The 2,255-nt window shown below is 64.6% G+C and carries 3 protein-coding genes; all 3 read right to left on the bottom strand.

The features are described 5' to 3' along the window. Positions 1-84: 84 nt before the first annotated feature. Positions 85-930 carry a BLUF domain-containing protein gene (locus MKK75_RS00555; protein WP_244040693.1) on the bottom strand — a complete coding sequence of 282 codons (846 nt, stop codon included), beginning with the start codon at positions 928-930 and terminating at the stop codon, positions 85-87. A 33-nt stretch (positions 931-963) separates the two neighbouring features. After that, the gene (locus MKK75_RS00550; protein WP_244040692.1) at positions 964-2,046 is read right to left on the bottom strand and encodes an HD-GYP domain-containing protein; all 1,083 of its coding nucleotides are present in this window, start codon (positions 2,044-2,046) and stop codon (positions 964-966) included. A gap of 2 nt (positions 2,047-2,048) precedes the next feature. After that, the coding region (locus MKK75_RS00545; protein WP_244040691.1) for a hypothetical protein at positions 2,049-2,255 on the bottom strand (207 nt) is incomplete at its 5' end.

The following is a 2,255-nucleotide window of genomic DNA, read 5'->3' as shown; positions in this document are numbered from 1 at the left end:
GTTCCGGCGGAAGGCGCTCGGGGACCTGTTCGGCGGCCCCTATGCCTGATCGAACAGAACACTTTGAGCCGCGGTGTATGCAGCTCAAGCGACCGCGCGATTTTGCGCAGCATCCATATCCTGCCCGATCATGGCTTCGGCGTCGCAGATGGTGCTACGGATCTCCTGGGAGTCCTCGTATAGGACCGCGATCAGGGCTCGGGCGCGCTGCATCCAGAGATCGCGCTCAACCTGCAACCGATCGCATGCGGCATGGATCTCGGCCATGGCGATGTGTAGCTCGTCTACCGTACCCCGAAGCTCCATCGTCCGGCCGCGCTCGTCTGCGAGAGCAGCCTTCAAGATAGCCAAAGCGGCGACGCTCTCATGACCCCGGGTCGGGCTTTGCCGTTCGGCTCTGGCCTCTGCCTCGGGCCTGAGCCGTACAACGTCGTCCCGCACCCGCGGCATGTTAGCCGATTGCTGGGAGGCCACATCGGCTGCCGAGGCATCCATGGTGTTACCCAGGGGTTCTTCCTCTAGCACGAGATCGTGCAGCATCGTGAATACCGTGTCCGCGGCCAGGCGCCTAAGATCGAAGCCGCTCTCCGCCGCGAGTTTGCTCCACAACGCCTGACCGCGGGCCGACTGTCCGACGAAGGCCATCGACCAGTTTACGAACCCGCGCTCTGTAATCGGGCTCCCGTCCAACACCGTCACCTCGCCGTGGCGAAAGTCACGCTGGATGCGCTCGAACGTCTCTTCGACCCCCTTTTGCGGCCCTTCGAGCACCTGCGCGAAGGCCCCGCCGTTGAACATCAGTGCGCCGGTGACCCCCAAGCGCTCATTGTTCCGCCGAGATGCCTTCAGGATCTGCTCCATGGCAGCCTCGGCCTCAGCCCCTTTCAGGTGGTTCTTGCTGGCATAGACGAGGCGGTACAGCGCGCTCATCGGAGGTCTCCCAGTCCGGTCGGCAAGTCGTTGTCAGAGGCTTTGAGCTGCGTGACCGTGCGATGCTTTCCGCATGGACGGATTGAAGGCTGCGGCTATGGGCTGGAACGCGCGCACGAGATCGCCGTCCAGGCGACCGGTCATCCCGTCGAGGATGGCGTAGGCTTTTTCACCAGCCATCGGCGCTCGGTAGGGCCGACGCTCGATCAGAGCGCCATAGACGTCGCAGACCGTCACCAAGCGGACGAGGTCGGGGATCTCCCACCCGGTGAGCCCATCAGGGTATCCGGTGCCGTCGAGCATCTCGTGGTGCGAGCGCACGACCGTCAGCATCACCGCCTCGAACCCCTGGCCCACGAGCATGGCGTGGCCACACACAGGGTGCGTGCGCATCACCGCCATCTCCGCCTCGGTGAGCTTGCCCGGTTTGTTCAGGATCTGCGTCGGGACATGGATCTTCCCGACATCGTGCAGCAGGGCGGCTTTCGTCAGGCGATGGCGGTCCGCCGCCCGCAGCCCGAGAACGCCCGAGAACGCGGCCGCGAGGGCTGCCACGAGCAGGCAGTGTTGGTGCGTGGCGTCGTCGAACTGCTGGACGGTTCGGACCCAATCGTAGATGCCGCTCTCGCCGACCGCACGCGCCACGAGATCGGTGCCGGTGTCGGCCATAGCGGGCGTGATCGGCGCGCCAGACAAGAGAACCTGCTTCAGGAAGTGCCGGGCCTCGGTTGCTTGTTTCCACACGCTGGCTGGGATCGGTTGGATCTGCACGTGCATGCGCCCGAGGGCGTCGAGGAGTTGCTGCGTGCAGGCCGTGCTGCTGAGCGTGGCGCTCGCACCCAAGATCTGGGCCTGTGCCTCGGCGCGAGCGACGTTGCCGTGCACGAGGAACAGGTACGGGACCTCTCCGCCGCGCATCGCCGCCAAGACGCGGCGCAACCGAATGAGGGCGTCGGACGTGAGTGCCTCGACGTCGCTGACGATCAGATTGGGCTGCCGTCCCGGCAGCTTGTCCTCGTAGAGATCGTGAACGTGCCACGTCCCGCACGCGCCCAGATCCCGGGACAGGCGCTGGCCGCGGGCGATATCGTCGGTGATCAGCAGGAGTTCGCCCATGGCTATGTTCGATTGAGCGCGTCGTTGATCCTCACAAGCTTGAGGATCGAGAAGGCGCCTTGCCCGGCGGCGATGAGTGCCAGCAAGCCGAAGGCAGCCGAGAGCGCACCCTTGAGAGAGAGATTCAGGCGCATCGTATCGCTTCTCATCAGGACTGTAATCAGTTCTTGCCTGACAGCGCGCGGCAGAACCGATCGACATTTCTGATA

The sequence above is a fragment of the Methylobacterium sp. J-030 genome (genome assembly GCF_022829545.1).
Taxonomy (GTDB): domain Bacteria; phylum Pseudomonadota; class Alphaproteobacteria; order Rhizobiales; family Beijerinckiaceae; genus Methylobacterium.
The sequence above is the reverse complement of the archived record's forward strand: the minus strand, read 5'-3'. Positions and strand labels throughout refer to the sequence as shown.

Coding starts and splice junctions, on each gene's coding strand:
- MKK75_RS00555 (WP_244040693.1), bottom strand. CDS start 930: ATGAGCGCGCTGTACCGCCTCGTCTATGCCAGCAAGAACCACCTGAAA.
- MKK75_RS00550 (WP_244040692.1), bottom strand. CDS start 2,046: ATGGGCGAACTCCTGCTGATCACCGACGATATCGCCCGCGGCCAGCGC.